At 43.8% G+C, this 16,767-nt stretch carries 15 protein-coding genes; 10 read left to right on the top strand and 5 right to left on the bottom strand.

Annotated elements, in window-relative coordinates:
• From PODO_RS06550 to PODO_RS06580, 7 genes are all read left to right on the top strand, one after another.
• Positions 1-762, top strand: a complete 762-nt coding sequence (locus tag PODO_RS06550; protein ID WP_038569276.1) for a lantibiotic immunity ABC transporter MutG family permease subunit — start codon at positions 1-3, stop codon at positions 760-762.
• Between the two features lie 15 nt (positions 763-777).
• Positions 778-1,437 (top strand): response regulator transcription factor, encoded by a 660-nt coding sequence (locus PODO_RS06555; RefSeq protein ID WP_038574204.1) that lies wholly within the window; start codon positions 778-780, stop codon positions 1,435-1,437.
• A gap of 113 nt (positions 1,438-1,550) precedes the next feature.
• Complete coding sequence (locus tag PODO_RS06560) at positions 1,551-2,801, top strand: HAMP domain-containing sensor histidine kinase (protein ID WP_178944342.1); 1,251 nt, start codon at positions 1,551-1,553, stop codon at positions 2,799-2,801.
• A 289-nt stretch (positions 2,802-3,090) separates the two neighbouring features.
• The gene (locus PODO_RS06565) at positions 3,091-3,864 is read left to right on the top strand and encodes an SDR family NAD(P)-dependent oxidoreductase (RefSeq protein ID WP_036675873.1); all 774 of its coding nucleotides are present in this window, start codon (positions 3,091-3,093) and stop codon (positions 3,862-3,864) included.
• A 497-nt stretch (positions 3,865-4,361) separates the two neighbouring features.
• Positions 4,362-4,721: a hypothetical protein gene (locus PODO_RS06570; RefSeq protein WP_036675871.1), complete on the top strand. Its 360-nt coding sequence runs from the start codon at positions 4,362-4,364 to the stop codon at positions 4,719-4,721.
• A 218-nt stretch (positions 4,722-4,939) separates the two neighbouring features.
• The gene (locus PODO_RS06575; protein WP_170914185.1) at positions 4,940-5,116 is read left to right on the top strand and encodes a hypothetical protein; all 177 of its coding nucleotides are present in this window, start codon (positions 4,940-4,942) and stop codon (positions 5,114-5,116) included.
• A complete protein-coding gene (locus tag PODO_RS06580) occupies positions 5,109-5,705 on the top strand; it encodes an ATPase (protein WP_036675867.1) in 597 nt (198 codons plus the stop codon). Before PODO_RS06575 ends, PODO_RS06580 begins: the two co-directional genes overlap by 8 nt.
• A 124-nt stretch (positions 5,706-5,829) precedes the next feature.
• On the opposite strand, the gene nrdF is transcribed toward PODO_RS06580, so the two are convergent.
• From nrdF to PODO_RS06605, 5 genes are all read right to left on the bottom strand, one after another.
• Positions 5,830-6,789, bottom strand: coding sequence for a class 1b ribonucleoside-diphosphate reductase subunit beta (gene nrdF, locus PODO_RS06585; RefSeq protein ID WP_036675865.1), 960 nt, complete (start codon positions 6,787-6,789; stop codon positions 5,830-5,832).
• A 39-nt stretch (positions 6,790-6,828) separates the two neighbouring features.
• Positions 6,829-8,913 (bottom strand): class 1b ribonucleoside-diphosphate reductase subunit alpha, encoded by a 2,085-nt coding sequence (nrdE, locus tag PODO_RS06590; protein ID WP_036675863.1) that lies wholly within the window; start codon positions 8,911-8,913, stop codon positions 6,829-6,831.
• Complete coding sequence (nrdI, locus tag PODO_RS06595; protein WP_036675861.1) at positions 8,900-9,259, bottom strand: class Ib ribonucleoside-diphosphate reductase assembly flavoprotein NrdI; 360 nt, start codon at positions 9,257-9,259, stop codon at positions 8,900-8,902. Before nrdI ends, nrdE begins: the two co-directional genes overlap by 14 nt.
• 404 nt (positions 9,260-9,663) lie before the next feature.
• Positions 9,664-11,313, bottom strand: a complete 1,650-nt coding sequence (locus PODO_RS06600) for a response regulator (protein ID WP_052096847.1) — start codon at positions 11,311-11,313, stop codon at positions 9,664-9,666.
• Positions 11,314-11,343: 30 nt separating this feature from the next.
• Positions 11,344-13,071 carry a sensor histidine kinase gene (locus PODO_RS06605; protein ID WP_244886431.1) on the bottom strand — a complete coding sequence of 576 codons (1,728 nt, stop codon included), beginning with the start codon at positions 13,069-13,071 and terminating at the stop codon, positions 11,344-11,346.
• Between the two features lie 323 nt (positions 13,072-13,394).
• Here PODO_RS06605 and PODO_RS06610 point away from each other — a divergent pair, with 323 nt between their 5' ends.
• From PODO_RS06610 to PODO_RS06620, 3 genes are all read left to right on the top strand, one after another.
• Positions 13,395-14,738, top strand: coding sequence for an ABC transporter substrate-binding protein (locus PODO_RS06610; protein WP_038569278.1), 1,344 nt, complete (start codon positions 13,395-13,397; stop codon positions 14,736-14,738).
• Between the two features lie 98 nt (positions 14,739-14,836).
• Positions 14,837-15,775 carry a carbohydrate ABC transporter permease gene (locus PODO_RS06615; RefSeq protein ID WP_036675858.1) on the top strand — a complete coding sequence of 313 codons (939 nt, stop codon included), beginning with the start codon at positions 14,837-14,839 and terminating at the stop codon, positions 15,773-15,775.
• A gap of 15 nt (positions 15,776-15,790) precedes the next feature.
• Positions 15,791-16,630: a carbohydrate ABC transporter permease gene (locus tag PODO_RS06620; RefSeq protein ID WP_080742424.1), complete on the top strand. Its 840-nt coding sequence runs from the start codon at positions 15,791-15,793 to the stop codon at positions 16,628-16,630.
• Positions 16,631-16,767: the final 137 nt, after the last annotated feature.

Genomic DNA, 16,767 nt, shown 5'->3' on the forward strand with positions numbered 1-16,767 from the left:
ATGGTGATACTCCGGCTATTACAAGCTGAATGGTTGATGACTAAGCACACTGCAATTCGTTGGTTGATATTCCTTGTTCCTGTTCTATATCCGATGATGGTACTTTGGTATTTTTCACAGCGTGCGGATCAGTTTCACATCTATGATGGTTATTTTTCATTAATAGCCTTTGGGTTACCTGTTGGGATAGGATTATTCTCTGCTTTAATGAGTGGTTTAGAGGAGGGGGCAGGGGGATTCTATAATCTATTAAGTGCTCTTTCACGTCCGAAGTGTTATATAAGAAAACTCGGGTTCATAATCTTGGCGATGATATGGATCGTATTCGGTTCAACATCAATTCTAATACTGGGCATGAAACAAATTTTGCATATAGAGCAGATACAATATCTAATATTCTGGCAAGGAGCTTGTTGGGTTGTAGGCACTGCTCTAATCTTAATGATCTTTCATCTCATCTTAAGTTATGCTGGAGGTTTGGGACTTTCTCTAACGGTGGGTAGTGCAGGTACGCTAATTGCAGCCATCGTAGGTGGAACCATTGTAGGAGATAAAGTGTGGTTATACATACCGTGGGCCTGGTCGATGCGGATGATTCAACTTCCCTTGTTTTATGCACAACCCAACGGGTTCATTGAAACGGAAGTATTGAAGCTGCAACTTCTTCATTCCGTACCTGCTATACTTATTAGTACAATGATAATGGCAATGTTAGGCTTGACATGGTTTCATTACTTTCAGGGTAGGAAATCATATGAATAAATAGGAGTGAGGTCACTGGCTAATATTTTAATAATAGATGATGAACCTGATATTTTGGCGCTAGTAAATAATATTCTTAGCAAAGATCACCATAGGGTTACGGTAAAAACAAGTGCACGACATATGCCTTTGAACGAGTACTCGACATTTGATTTAATCCTATTGGACGTGATGATGCCAGATATCGATGGTTTTGAGCTCTGTACTCAAATCAGGGATATCGTAGACTGTCCGATTCTGTTTCTTACAGCTAAATCAATGGAGACAGATATTATGTTTGGACTTAGTGTAGGGGCAGATGACTATATCGTGAAGCCTTTTCGCGCAGGCGAGTTGAAGGCTCGGGTTAACGCTCATTTGCGGCGTGAGGATCGAGGGAAAAATCATATGTTAAGCGCATCTGGAGTGAAATTCAATCTCTCGGCAAAGGAGGTTTCTATTGATAAAGAGAAAATAAATCTCACTAAAAGTGAATATCAGATATGTGAATTTCTTGCTAGAAATAAAGGTCAGGTTTTTTCCAAAGAACAAATTTATGAATCGGTTTATGGCTATGACAGAGAAAGCGATAGCTCAACTATTACAGAACATGTAAAAAATATCCGCAGTAAGCTGAGTGCGAGGGAGGTTTCACCGATTGAAACCGTTTGGGGGATAGGTTACAAATGGGTGTGAAACGAATACGGCTCCGTACAGTCTTCATTCAATATTTATTATCATTAGGTGCGTGTACTCTATTATTGGCATTTCTGTGTTTAGGGGTATTTACTCTCTTAATGCAGTATGGAATGATTGTTCCAGCAAACCATACTGAGCAATCCATTGCAAAGTCTTGGGATGTTTTGCAGCGTGCGCCAGAAATTACGCAAGAAATGATCCCTTGGGGAGCGGAACATGCGGTATTGGATCAGCAAAAGAACTATATTTCAGGAAATATTCCTAAAGAACGCGCTCTAGATATATTGCAGAAGAATCAAAGCAGTTGTAATCTCATGGGTACAAACTGCACCGATGTGATTGAGCGGGAGCATGAGGTTATCGTACTGCAATATGCAATCGTACCGCAGTTCACCTCGAATTTTCTGCATAACACGCTGCCTAATCCGCAATTAACGTTATTGCTGTTTTTTGTAGTTCTGATGTTACTGGAAGTTATTCTGATTTCTGGATTTTTCGCTCGAAGACTGAGTCAAAAAATGGCTTCCTTGCAAGAAGCTGCACATCACATTGAAGCTAAGAATTTGGATTTTACTGTCGTGTATTCTGGGGTCAGTGAAATTGATGAGGTGCTATCATCCTTGGAACAGCTGAGAGAGGAATTGAAAAAGTCGCTAGAACAGCAATGGAATTTGGAACAAATGAAAAAAGAGCAGATTTCTGCGCTTGCCCACGACATTAAGACTCCTCTTACGATTATTCAAGGAAATGCAGATTTGCTGATAGACTCAGATTTAGCGGAGAATCAGCAAGAATATATAGGGTATATTTCCAAAAATGCGGATCAAATCGAACAATACATGGCAACACTTATTGAGATTTCTAATACGAGGAAACAAATTTCTCCCCGCTCTAAATGGGTTAGAACGGAAGCTTTTATCCAGCAAATTCGTACGCAGTTAGATGCGTTGGTTGTCCCTAAGCATCTTCGGATAGAATTCCACCAGGACAATAATCTGCCCCCTGAGGTGTTGATAGACAATGAACTACTTCATCGGGCTGTGATGAATGTACTCGCTAATGCGGTAGAGTATTCCCCGTATGAGAGTGTGATTTATTTGCAGGTTGAGGCAAAACAAGATTGGTGGAGTATAACGGTAGCAGACAGTGGATCAGGATTTACGAGTGAAGGACTCCAATCTGCAGTTAAGCAGTTTTATCGAGGGGACAGTAGCCGTACCTCCAAAAGTCACTATGGATTGGGACTTTATATTGCCGACACCATTGTCAGGCAGCATCAGGGCAGTCTGCATATTAGCAATTCTCCCCTGACGGGTGGAGGTCAAGTTCGAATCGACGTCCCAGTTCGTGGAGTTAGGTAGAGGTTTATTACACCTCTTAGAATAACATTGGATAAAACTTCTGGTTTATCTGATGAAATTCTAAGGGGTGTATTTTTTATGACGATCAAAACCAAATTCTCAATTGTTGGAAAAGTAGATTAAAATATTGATTGCTATATACAATTAAATACAATAAAGTTGTCATATAGAGGATAATTTTGTCGATTTTTCTGCAAAAATGTTCCAATCTACACTGTATCAGGTGACATTAGGGTCTATGAGGTTCAAATCCTCTTCCTGAAAAAGACATAAGAAAGTGGTGCGCATAATGAGTAGCAACAGATTTGAAAACAAAGTAGTTATTATTACGGGTGCTGGTACCGGAATCGGAAAAGCTACAGCATTGAGAGTAGCAAGAGAGGGTGGTACTGTAGTAGTTGCCAATCGATCAGATGCTGGCGCTAACACAGTCGAAGAAATCAAAGCTTTAGGTGGAGAAGCACTGTTTGTGCGGTCAGACGTTTCAGTTGAAGCAGACTGCAAAAATATCGTAGATCAAACCTTAGCAGCTTATGGAAAGATTGATTGCCTTTATAATAACTCAGCAATTACAGGAGATAATGCGGATGTTACAGAATATGATCCGATATTGTTTCAAAAGGTGATTCAGACAAATCTTAATGGTCAATTCTACATGTTGCATTATGCATTACCACATATGAAATCCGGTGCTTCCGTTCTAAACTGTTCCTCCTTGCATGGTATTTTTATTGGGATGGCAAATGATGCAGCTTATTCAGCAAGTAAACACGCCATTGTGGGCATGACTAAATCGGTTGCTAAAGAAGTGGGTCACCGTAATATCAGAGTAAATGCTATTTGCCCTGGTCCTATCCCTACACCAACCATGAACAGATACGAAAAGCTGTTGTCTGATGATGTAGAGATGCTTCAATCTCTTATCGCTTCTGGAACGGCTTTGGGCAGATATGGTACGCCTGAGGAAGTAGCTGCTTTTGCATGTTTCCTTCTAAGTGATGAGGCTTCATTTATTACAGGTACAGCACATGTGATTGACGGGGGCTACTCCGCAACTAAGTAATTAGTCGGATTAATTTACTTATATAAGCATCTAGTATCGAAGGCTTTGCGGCGTATTCCTGTTCGGAAATCCTGTAGGATAAATGGACTGGAGTTGAAGGCGCACGCAGAGCCTTTTTTAGTTGTTTCTAAATGATAACGGAATTACACAAGTGTGAATGAAATTAAGGCAAATATAACCATGGATATGTTGGAATTTGTAGAAATTTGTATTTTAATATAAATAAAAAAAGAAATTTGTCGATAATAATATAGGTAATAGGTATGAGTTAAAATATATTAGAAAGGATGTTGCAATAAAACGATACAGGAAATAGATGTCATTTACTATTGATTGTAACGATATGGCATCATTTAAACAAGGCAGTTTGTTCCAAACCCAGTTGCCAAAAGTAGAAGTTACTAAAAAGCCTGGGCAGAAATTTTTTGTCTGTTGGAGTTACATACATTTCTTTCTATTATTAAAAAATAACTATTAAAACTTGGAGGAATACAATTATGTCATACACAATTAAATACAACAAAAGTGAAAACCACATCGATGTAGTATCTATCGATTTTTCTGCTGAGGATGTTCCAGGATACTTGAAAGATTTTGAGAATATCATGAAGCTTGTTAGTCCTAAATTTACGGGTACAACTGATGTAACTGAATCTGCAAGTGTACTTTCTCCTGAAGTTGCAGCAATGTTGGCTCCAACAGGTGAGATGGCGAAAGCAGCTGGTCAAGCAGGATGGGCTTATGTAACTAAAAACCCAATTTGGAAAATGCAATTGAAACGTATTTTTGGCAGAGATTTTGCTGATGCTTACGATACCTATGAAGAAGCTAGAACAGTTCTGAAAAAATTGCAATAATCTAATAAATAGAGTTAGCAAAAAGTGCGGAGAGCTTTCTCCGCACTTTTTGTTTTTCTTTGGAAAACTTATGCCTATATAGTGGAGATACTATGGATATGAATAGCCAGTAGAGCAAGCTTGTTTTGTTTGAAGAGGTTTATTCGGCTAGAGTTTAATCCAAAAAGAGTATGCTATAATGATGATAAGAATGCCTACAGGATGGAAGGTGAATGGTTATGAATCTTGTTCAAGATTTGCATAAATTAATCAAGCTTACAGGCGAACGAGCCAAGTTGGATGCAAAAGCAAACGGAACTTACATTGTATATAAAACGAAAAATGGTTTGATTGTTAAGGAATATCCAAATGGTGTGATCGTACCTATAGATAATCAGGAGACATCTCATGAGTGAGCCCTCTGCGATGATGTATGTATTTGCTGGGAATAATGGCAGCGGGAAAAGTACAATTAGGAATTTGATTGTAGATCGACTTGGAATTAGTGTGAATATCGATCCTGATGCTTTAGCTCGCCGCATTGATCCCGATGATCCAAACCGTCGGAAGATATCCGCAGGTAAAGAGGCGATAAGACTAGCTAGGAACTGTATAGACAATAGGCGTGATTTCACAATAGAGACAACATTGGCCGGTGGAAATGTAATTCGACTCATGCAGAGTGCTAAGGAAAGCGGTTTTGAGACAACTATGTTCTTTGTAGGACTTGGTGATTATCAGCTAAATATCGAACGGGTTGCTTTACGCGTTCGAAATGGTGGCCACGATATTCCAACTGAGGATATTATTAGAAGACATACAACATCAATTCAAAACTTACTTTCTAATTTGTACCTTATTGATCATTTGATTGTTATCGACAACAGTAAGTCGGATGGAGAAATTGTTTTGGAAGCAGGGTATTGCTCTATAAAATATCAGGTTGATCCTCTCCCAGCTTGGGTCCATAAAATTAAGGAGAATTTAAAAGTTGAACCATTATAAATAACCTTAGTCCGAAAGCCTACTGGACTAAGGTTATTTAATTTAGACATGAAACATTTATTGTAAATAATATAATACACTTGAGCTGGCATCTATTAGATACAACAACCTCTGATGATTTTATTTAAAATTGAAAATCTTCATCCTTCAGTGGCTCCACATTAAGCGCCCGGACATATCCGTTGCCTTTCTTCGAGAAGAAGTCATGCTGCTTGGTGTGGGTGCTGATCCCGTTCTGAACAATCGGGTTGATCTCTTCCTCGTCAAATAGCGGATCATGGCCCAGATTCATCATCGCTTTATTGGCATTGTATCTTAGGAAAGTCTTAACCTCGTCCACCAATCCGATAGGGGCATAGATCTGCTCGGTATAATGCTCTTCATTCTCATGCAGCAGTCGAAGCAATTCTACCAGCGTATGGTGAAGTTCGCGTTGCTCGTCTTCTGGGAGCCCGTCAAAGATCTCTTGTGCCAGCACGCCGACATATACCCCATGGATGCTCTCATCCCGTAGAATAAGGTCGATGATCTCACCGCTGCAAGTCATTTTGCCCTGCCCAGCCAGATATAGGGGATAGAAGAAACCACTGTAGAACAAGTAGCTCTCGAGCAGGACGGAGGCTGCCATGGCAAGGTACAGGTCTTTAGGTGAGTCTATGTTTTTGTAATATTGTGATATGGTCTCCGCTTTGAACTGGAGGAAGGGGTTCTCTTCTACCCAGCGGAATACACTGTCGATCTCCTCTGTAGAGGACAAAGTGGTGAAAATACTGCTGTACGATTTGGCGTGAATTTGTTCCATCATGCCCATGAAGCCCAGTACGGCTTTACGTTGAAGGCCTTCGACATGCTCCATAATCTGCGGCATTCCGACTCCGCCTTGAATCGTATCCAGCAGTGTCAGGCCGCCCAGCACCTTCATATAGGAGTCCTTTTCTTGCTCACTGAGCGTGAGCCAGGACATTTTATCATCGGATAATGGAATTTCATCGTCCGTCCAGAATTGCATAATGTTCTGATTCCAGAACATCAATGAGAAATCGTCGTCGGGACGGTTCCAGTTAACGGCTTGGATAGCGGTCATAATATTGCAATCTCCTTTTCTGCGGCTATAGCCTTCCTTTTAGATTGAGCAGGTGAGGCATTCCTCGACAGACAGCTTTTTGGTCCGGGTGTAATACAGCGACTTCAAGCCTTTATGCGCCGCATACAGGTAGGAGCGGGCCAGTTCTCTGGTGGAAACATCACTGTTAACATGCAGAACGGTCGAGATACCTTGGTCGATATGGGGCTGAATTTCCGCGATCAGATCGATTACCTTGAACTGGTCCATCTGGTAAGCCGATTTATAGAAAAACACATTGTCCGGCCGCAGGTACGGCATCGGATAATAAGTAGTTGAATTAGCATAAGTCCGAGTCTCAATCTGCTCAACAATCGGCATAACGCTTGAAGTGGCGTTTTGGATATAGGAAATGCTGGCCGTTGGCGCAATCGCCAAACGGTAAGCATGGTATAGGCCATTTGCTTTTACCGCATCCCGCAATTGTTCCCAGTCAGCTGGGGATGGGATATAAATATCTCCGAATAACTCTTGTACCCTTGGGGTAACCGGACGGTAATCGGTAGTCAGGTAACGCTCAAAATAAGCTCCCGTAGCATAATCAGAAGCCTCAAATCCATGGAAAGATCGGCCCGTCGCGGCAGCGATTTCCATGCTTTTCTCCAGCGAGTGGAAATTCATGGTCATAAAGAAGGTCCGGGCAAAATCGCGGGCCTGCTCGCTTTCATAAGCAATGTTGTTCTTAGCCAGATAGCCGTGCAGATTCATGACGCCAAGACCGACAGAGTGCATCTCCTTGTTTGCTTTGGCTACGCCTGGGGCATTGGAAATACTGGTCATATCGCTAACAGCGGTCAGGGCGATCATGCCCTCATGTACGGATTCACGGATTTTGCCATGTTCCATCACGTTAACAATGTTCAAGGAAGCCAGATTGCAGCTTACATCGCGGCGGATTGTACTCTCCTGTCCGTAGTCGGCAATCTCTGAGGTCTCCTGCAGCTGGAAGATTTCAGTACAAAGGTTGGACATTTTGATCTGTCCGACGTTTTTCAGAGCATGGGCCGCATTGGCATTGCTCTTGTTCATGATATATGGATAGCCAGATTCCAGCTGGATCATGGCAATTTTGGTCAGCATATCCCGTGCGCTCATAGCTTTCTTCTTTTTGACACGTGGATCGGCCAGCAGCTTATCATACATGTCATCCAGATCCATATCGTCGAGATGCGTTCCGTAGGCTTTGTACACACTGTAAGGAGCAAATACATGCAGTGCTTCATTGTCCTTCGCCAGCTTATAGAAGCGGTTCGGAATAATCAGGCCGATGGACAGGGTTTTGAGTCTTGTTTTTTCGTCGGCATTGATCTTCTTGCTGTCGAGGAATTCCAGAACGTCCCAGCCAAAAATGTTGTAATAGGCTGCTCCTGATCCTTTACGCTGACCCATCTGATCTGCATAGGAGAAGCCGTCTTCCATCAGCTTAAGTACAGGTATAATTCCCTTCGCAGCATCCTCAACACCCTTGATAGTTTCACCACGGGAGCGTAGCTTGGATAGGTTGACGGCCACACCGCCACCGATCTTCGACAACTGCATGCAGGTATTCAGCACATAGTTGATGGAATTGAGCGAGTCGTCCATTTCGATTAGGAAGCAGGAGACGAGCTCACCACGCCGGCTCTTACCGGCATTTAAGAAGGTTGGGGTCGCAGGTTGCAGGCGCTGTTCCATCATCGAACGGGCAAGTACCCCGGCAGTATCGGCGTTGCCGCGTCCCAGGTGAAGGGCGACTGCCGCCACACGGTCCGGGTAATGCTCCAGATATTGTTTGCGGTCATTGGTTTTTACAGCGTAATCCGTGTAGAATTTCGAAGCTGCCATATAAGATGGAAAACTGAAGTTGTAGGCGTGGGTAATCTGGTAGACTTCTTCAATCTCCGCCGTGCTGTACTGTTCGTAAAAATTCTCGTAGAAATCCTGTTCAATCATATAATCAACCTTGGCTTTTGTATTCGCAAAAACCAGACTCCGGCGCTCTACATCCCGCATAAATTCGGCTACTGCCTCAAGATCTTTGTCTAACTGAAAGAAGCCACTTTCGTCTCTCTTCATCAACATGTTGTTTAATTCAATATGCCGCAACCCGGCTCACCTCCTGTTTAATCCGTTCTACATCGCCAAATGTACCCGATAACTCAAATTTACCGATAACGGGCACGTTATACCGATCTGCAATCAAGTCCGCGCTGTGCGCGAACAGCTCGCCCCAGTTCTTATTGCCGCTGGCGGCGATGCCTTTCAGATTGGCATTATTGTTCTTCAAGAAAGTAGACACCTTTTCTGGAATCTGTCCAAAGCCGGTGGTATATGTAATAAGCACATAGGGCTCGTCAATCGTCATATGCTCCTCAATCTGCACAGCCGGCAACTTAAGTTTGCTGATGAAGCGTCTGACATTTCCTGTTTTTGAATCATACGCGACTAGCATGGTGTCTGTCCCCCTGTAAATATTAAAAACTATTGAAAATAGTATGAAAACTGAATGGATAAGCTTTAAATACTGAAAAATCGTATCTATACTATATTTAGTGTGCGTTGTTTATTTTAATTACTATATGTTGAAAAGTCAATATGGGAACAGCCGTCTTAATAGCTGGGAAAGTGTCTCGTAAGCGGTTTTTTGGTAGACTTTTAGGGCAGAAAGACCGGAGTATTAGCATTTTGCTAGTTTAAAAATAAAAATAAAAAAATTGCAGGAGAAAGGGTGATACTTAGGGTTGCTGTCTGAGGGTGATGGCAAGCCAATAAATCTGCAAGGAACAGAGCCTGCTCCCTGCAGATTTATTGGCTTTATTTTTGCGAAGTGGGATTATTCTTAATAATCTCTTGATCTCAAGAACGGTTGTTTACTCCGAGGCTTCGGTCAGGCGGTGAATCTGCTTTAAGTTGCTGCATGTATTCTCTGGGGGAAATTCCGGTTACCTTTTTGAAGACCTTGCTGAAATAGAAGGCACTCTCATATCCCAGCTTCTGTGAGATTTCGTAGATGCGACCTTCCCCGCGTGCCATCATTTCTTTGGCTGTCGTGATTTTGATCTCCGTGATATATTCCACATAGTTGACCTTGGCAACCTTGGAGAAAAGGTGGCTCAGATAGTTGGGACTGAAATTGAAGACATCCGCCACTTGATTGAGCGAGAGCTTAGTTCCGAGATTTCGTTTAATATACTCTTGGACATTTTTGACGAGCTGCTCCTTGTAGCTTTGTCTGCGGGTAGAGAGGATGTCCGAGCAACCGTCCCTGAACTGGATCAGCCAGCCGGCGATCTCTTCAATCGTATGCATCTGGTAGATAGCCCGGTAGCCCTCCGGTTCATTTTCGAAAATTTGCTCCACAATATTCTCACCGTCTGCAAGTAGTGAAGTGGCCATATACAGAATGTTGCAGGCGGCATCAGTGGCGGGAACCAGCAGGTCGGCCCGGCCGTCGAAGATTTCGATCATTTTGGAGATAATGGCGTATAAAGCTTGGGTATCCATTTCTTCAAAAGCACGGCGGATCTCTGTACGCAATTCGGAGAAATCAAACAACAGATGATCCTGCTCCAGCGACTCTCCTTCGGCAAAAAACACAAACGACTGTGCTTTAACCGCAGCAGGAAGCGCTTTTCGCGCAGCGAGGTAGCTTTCCCGCAGCAAATAAGGATCCTCGACCGCAAAGCCGATCGCGCCGATGATCCTTACATTGAAGTAGTTATGGAGTATGGAGGCCATATGGGTCAATAGCATTTCAATCTCAGGCATCCATTGCCGTGAATCCGTCCCGTTGACGGGCAGGGTTACAGCAAAATTGCGCAAGTCCAGACTGGTCACATAACAAGGTCTTATGGAAGTAAGCGTATCTTTGGCCATTTGGACGGTACTTGAGCACAGAGCAACCATTTTATCGCCGCGGGGCGGGACACTGTCTGGTCCCAAAATACGGCAAGTGCAGACTAGATATGCAGGTTCCTTGAGCTCAAGGTTTAAATCATCTCTCTGCAGAAGGTACTGGTTTTTATTCGCAAACAAGTTATTGAATAGGCGGATGAAAAATTTATCGCGTTGGGCTTGTAGATTGCCTCTATGAGCAAGCATGGGATAGCTGTCTAGGGTTTGAAAAGCCTCCAACTGGGAAATTGCTTTCCGAATGGAGGCATCAAGTGCCTCTGGTGTCAGTTCCAGCTTCACTAGATAATCTGTGGCTTGCACTTCAATCGCTCCACGTGCGTATTCGAATTCCTCGTAGCTTGTTAAGATGATGAACAGAGGAAGCCGGCCGTGTTTTTTGCGTACCGCATTGGCAACTTCTAAGCCGCTTTTAATTGGCATTTTTATATCGCTGATTACGATGTCAGGACGGAGGGTGTCAATCATTTCTTCCTCTTGAGCCCCGTTGTGTGCAATGCCGACAATTTCTATATTATATTGCTCCCACTTCAGCATGGACTGCAAGCCGATACAGACCAAGGCCTCGTCATCAGCGATTAACAACTTGATCAATTCCATCACATCCTTGCTTGGTATGCTACTCTATTCCTTTTGCAGGAACGGCAGAAGAATCTTCATCCGGGTATATTGGCCCGACTCACTCTCAATCGAAAGACCGTAATTATCCCCAAATGCCAGGCGCAAACGTTCATTTACGCTGCGGAGTCCAATATTCTCGGGCATTTCTTTGCTTCCGTCACCTGGATTCGACAGAATCGTGGAGATTTCTTCTTCCTTCATCCCTACACCGTTGTCTTCAATCGTAACTAGAATATCGGCGAATCCACTTTTGGCCACCTTAATGAGAATTTCTCCTCTGCCTTTGGGCTCAATGCCATGGAAGATGGCGTTCTCGACCAGGGGCTGGAGCGTGAATCGTGGAATTAGGCCGGTTAGCAGTTCCTCGTTGTCAATCTCCTTTACCATAGAGACCGTACTGCCATAGCGGTATTTCTGAATCAGAAAATAATCATCCAGCAGGCTCAGCTCATCCTTCAGCGGCATCAGTCTACGGTTGTCTTTGGCGATGCTGCGCAGCAGTCTAGATAGTGAAGTGGTCATTTCTGCGATGCCGGTAGCATTCTGAATTGTAGCCATCCATTTGATCGAATTCAGTGTGTTGTACAGGAAATGGGGATTGATCTGACTCTGCAGCATCCGGTATTCCAGCTCCTGTTTCTGTTTCTCGTCAGCGAGCCGGCTGTCCATAAGCGCTACGATATCTTGGGACAGGCGGTTAATACCCCGTCCGACATCGCCAAGCTCGCTGTTCCATTCGATATTGCGGTCCAGCAGGAAATTGCCCTGGGCGATCTTATCAATCCGCTTCTTCAGTTTTTCCACCGGAAGACTGATGGTACGGGTCAGATACAGCGTAATGATAGCGCTTAAGACAATAACCAGGAGACAGACGCCGAGCATAACCAGAATCCATATATTTGTCTTGGGAGCGAACAGGTCATTGGATAAAGTCTGTGACAGAATGACTCCGCTGCGTACGGGATAAGATACCACGATATGGCTCTCTTTCTCGTCCGCCAGCTTGACCATGGACAGCTCGGTTTGCGGACCGACAGGTTTATCATTGGTATAGGCCACCGGTTCATACGGCTCTGCAATGGCGATGACCTGATCGCCGATGAGCTGATAATGATGATTGCCGAGCGTCAGCAGCAGCCGGGAATTCTTCGGCAGGGAGTACCCTTTCAGCTTGTCGGTAATAACAGTGGTATTCGCTAACAGGTACACTGTTCCAACGCGGGAAGCTCCTTTGCCGTAAATAGGAAAAACAAAAGGAATTCCGTTCGTGTTGGAGAGCGGGTCCTTGATCACCCGGTCCCATTTCTCCTCGGCATCATTGCTAAGGCCGGTAATTTGACCGATATTGTGTATGGTAAGCGGAACAGAGGTGCCGGTTTTATCCACCTGCAGAAACTTGCCGTTGCTATCCGTAACAATCAGACGGCGGGCATAGCTGTTGGAGCGGTTGTTCAGGAAGTCCTGCTGCATCGAGTTGAATACATTAACTGCTTCCTTAGAGCTAGCCTTAGGTGAGCTGAAGTAGTCTGTGATCAGGGTATTAGTAGAAGAGTTAGTGCTGCAGGTCATCGCCAGGGATGACAGATCAATCAAATCCTGTTCAATAATATGAGATACCAGCTGCAGATTGAACTCGGTCGCCTGGATGGTTGTTTTACGCTGATAATAAGTAATTAATTCATAGCTGAAAAAAGACAGCAGCGACGCTATCAGCAGTGCGAATACGGCCATGAGCAGAATAATGCGACTTTTAATGGTGGATTTTCTTACCGTATTTAACACTCCTCTACAAAATGTGGAAACATATAAAGCGTTTTCATATACCATAGCATATTCCTGCGTTCCGATACAGGGGGAGGTACATAAGCTGAATATTTTACATGTTTTAGATAGAAAATTACAGGTTTGAACCGTAGTAGGGAAGAAGAACACAGAAAAGTGAATGAACTTTGTTTGATAATGCATGCCATTCTTGCGGAAAAAGCTATAAACTTTGAACTAAGCTCAGAAGAGCCGATCGTAGTTACACAATCAGAAGAAAAGGGGATATTTAAATGAAACTGAAAAGATTCTATGGCATAACCCTCGCCACAGTATTCTCCATGAGTCTGCTGGCTGGATGTTCTGGTAATAACAACAACGAAGGTGCTGCTGCAACGACAGCTCCAGCAACGGGGAATTCTGCAAACGCTTCCGCTGAACCGAGCCAGGAGCCTGTGACTTTGAAATGGGCCTTGTGGGATTGGGAAGCTACCGCTTACTACAAGCCACTGATCGATGCCTACAAAGCTGAGCATCCGAATGTAACGATCGAATATGTCGATCTGGGGTCGACGGACTATATGACCATGTTAAGCACACAACTGTCCGGTGGCGCAGATCTGGACGTACTTACAATTAAAGATATTCCGGGCTACTCGAACCTTGTGAAACAGAATCACCTAGAGCCGCTTAAAAGCTTTATGAGTGGCAACGCTATTGATCCTTCGGTATATGGAGGTACTGTAGAACAAATCGAAGTGAACGATGAGGTGTATGCGCTTCCTTTCCGCAGCGATTTCTGGATTCTCTACTACAATAAAGATTTGTTCGACAAAGCAGGAGTGGAATATCCAAGCAATGATATGACATTCGAGCAATATGATGAGTTGGCCAGAAAAATGACTTCCGGCAGCGGTTCTGAAAAAGTGTACGGAGCTCACTACCATACTTGGCGTAGTGCGGTTCAACTGTTCGGTATTCTGGACGGCAAGAACACTGTTGTTGACGGAAACTACGATTTCTTGAAGCCAACCTATGAGCGGATCCTGAAAGAACAGGAAGACGGCATCGTAATGGATTACGCCACACTGAAGACTTCAAGCACGCACTATTCTGGCGTATTCTACAATAATTCCGTTGCTACTATGAACATGGGCAGCTGGTTTATCGCTACACAGATTGAGAAAGTGAAGAGCGGCGAGTCCCAATCGGCTAACTGGGGCATTGCGAAATACCCTCATCCGGATGGTGTGGAAGCCGGTACAACCCTGGGTACAATTACTTCTCTGGCTGTAAATCAGAAATCCAAACATAAAGAAGCAGCACTTGATTTCATGAAATTCGTGACTGGTGAAGAAGGCGCTAAAGTTATTGCTTCCACCGGAACCATTCCAGCGATTAAGAATGATGAAGTTATCAATTCTATTACTTCCATCGAGGGCTTCCCTGCGGATGAGAACAGCAAAGCGGCACTGACTACTGTTAAGACTTATCTGGAAATGCCTATGCATGAAAAGAGCGCGGACATCGAAGTTATTTTGAATGAAGCGCATGACAATATTATGACTAAAAATGCTTCGATTGACGAAGGTTTGGATGATATGAATGCTCGCGTACAGCAGCTCTTGAATAATTAACCTTAAGAGAGCCGGTTCTAAGGGCGGGTGAAAGCCCGCCTTTTATATTAAAGCGTATAGATTTGTGGGGAAGTTTTAGAAGGTTTGGAGGAGAAAGAATGCAGAACGAAACCATATTGGGTACAAAAAAGATCCCTAAACGTCATTTGTCAAAAGGTGTCCGGGAAAACCTGGTAGCTTACAGCTTCATTGCGCCGAACTTTATCGGATTTGCCCTGTTTACGCTGGTACCTATGTTTTTTGCCTTTATCCTTGCTTTTGTGAAATGGGACGGGGCCAATCCAATGAAGTTTATCGGGCTGGACAATTTCACCCGGTTGATCAGAGATACAACATTTCACAAAGCATTATGGAATACCATTGTTTACACTATTGGCGTAGTACCGTTTACCATGATTGTCGCGCTGGCGCTGGCGATCCTGCTTAATCAGAAGATAATGGCCCGCAATTTCATGAGAACCGTATTCTTTTTCCCTTATGTAGCATCCCTGGTAGCCGTTGCTGCCGTATGGAACTTTATCTTCAGTCCTACGATGGGTCCGATCAACAATATCCTGCATACCCTTACCGGTATCCCGCTGGAGGATCTTCCCCGCTGGGCGGCGGATAAACACTGGGCGATGTTCACAGTAATACTGTTCACAGTGTGGAAAAACATGGGTTATTACATGGTTATTTACTTGGCAGGTCTTCAGGGCATCAACCCTGAATTGTATGAGGCTGCTGAACTTGATGGTGCGGGCGCGTGGAGAAGATTCCGCAATGTGACGGTCCCTCAACTGGCGCCTACCTCTTTCTTTGTTCTGATGATTCTAGTCATCAATTCGTTCAAAGTCTACGATATCTTTATCAACCTATTTGCCGGCGCCGATAACCAGTTGAATGATTCTACAAGGGTTATGGTGTATCAAATCTACAATACGGCGTTCCGCTCGCTTGATTACGGATATGCCAGCGCCATGGCCATTGTATTGTTTCTGCTGGTACTTGGCATCACCATCGTCCAGTTCCGCGGCGAGAAGAAATACGGACAATAGGAGGATTCAAAAGATATGGTTGGTAAAAGTAAAGGACTTAGAATCAGCCTTATGGTTCTTGTGTATATTTTGTTGTTTGCGACAGTACTGGCGATGCTGGTTCCGTATATATGGATGTTGTCTTCTTCACTCAAGATGAACAAAGATGTGTTTTCCTTCCCAATGCAGTGGATTCCACAGAATCCGCGCTGGGAGAATTTCGCGGATATCTGGACACGCATTCCGCTGGGCCGTTTTATTTACAATACGGCGAAATTATCGATTATCGTAACGATTCTACAACTACTGACTTCCAGCTTTGCTGCGTATGCGTTTTCCAAACTGCATTTCCGGGGAAAAAACATTCTATTCCTTGGATATATTGCAACAATTGCGATCCCTTGGCAGGCTTACATGGTGCCGCAATTTATCCTGATGCGTTACATGGGGCTTAACAACACGCATTTGGCAATCATACTGCTGCAGGCATTCTCGGCATTTGGAGTATTTCTGATGCGCCAGTTCTATCAAGGTGTTCCGGATGAATTATGCGAGGCTGCCCGTATTGACGGCTTGAGCGAATATGGAATTTGGGCGCGAATCATGCTGCCGTTGTCCAAGCCAGCATTGTCTACATTGACGATCTTCACCTTTGTCGCCACCTGGAATGACTTCCTGGGGCCAATGATTTATCTGACGGATACGAAACTCAAGACCATCCAAATTGGACTAAGAATGTTCATCTCGCAATATTCCGCCGAATATGGCCTGATTATGGCCGCAAGTGTGGTTTCCATTATTCCGGTTGTAATTGTTTTTCTGGCTCTGCAAAAGTACTTTGTACAAGGTGTTGCAGCATCGGGCATTAAGGGCTAGAACCGTATTTCACCTGGCAGTTGCATTTTTTATAGGCTGCCAGGTTTTTTATAAGTCAAAGTGGTCTGTATAAGTCTAGTGATTATTCGTTTAACAACGAAATGAATACGCTTTCTTTTATTGATTTACAATCAAAG

This window comes from Paenibacillus odorifer (assembly GCF_000758725.1).
GTDB classification, from domain to species: Bacteria; Bacillota; Bacilli; order Paenibacillales; family Paenibacillaceae; genus Paenibacillus_AQ; species Paenibacillus_AQ odorifer.